Source organism: Nocardia sp. 852002-20019_SCH5090214, assembly GCF_001665865.1.
GTDB lineage: Bacteria > Actinomycetota > Actinomycetes > Mycobacteriales > Mycobacteriaceae > Nocardia > Nocardia nova.
Map to the genome: position 1 here is coordinate 1 of NZ_LZMK01000072.1, position 554 is coordinate 554.

At 62.1% G+C, this 554-nt stretch carries 1 protein-coding gene; it reads left to right on the forward strand.

The features are described from left to right. The coding region (locus tag A5780_RS07225) for a condensation domain-containing protein (protein WP_197521683.1) at positions 1-554 on the forward strand (554 nt) is incomplete at both ends.

Sequence of the window (554 nt, forward strand, 5' to 3'; positions counted from 1 at the left end):
CGCCCCGAGCGCGTTCCGTTGTCGTATGCCCAGCAACGATTGTGGTTCATCGACCAACTACAAGGCCCCTCCCCCGTCTACAACATGCCGATCGCATTCCGGATCACCGGGGAACTGGATATCGAAGCACTGGACGCAGCCCTCGACGACGTACTCGCCCGCCACGAATCACTGCGCACCACATTCCCCGCCACCAACGGCGTGCCAATCCAACAAGTACTGCCGGCCCGACCCGGAATGTGGCGACGCGACGGCCCCGCAGTACTACCGCTGCCCGAACAAGACATCGACGACGCCTTGGCCGAACTGGCCGAATACCGATTCGACCTCTCGACCGAAATCCCCATCCGCGCCCACATCTACTCGATAGGACCCCAACAACACATCGTCGCAATCGTATTGCACCACATCGCATTCGACGGATGGTCACCACTCCCGATGTCCCGCGACGTCAGCGACGCATACCGAGCCCGCCGACACGGCCACGCACCGCATCGGGCACCGCTGCCAGTGCAATACATCGACTACACACTCTGGCAACGAACCTGGCTCGG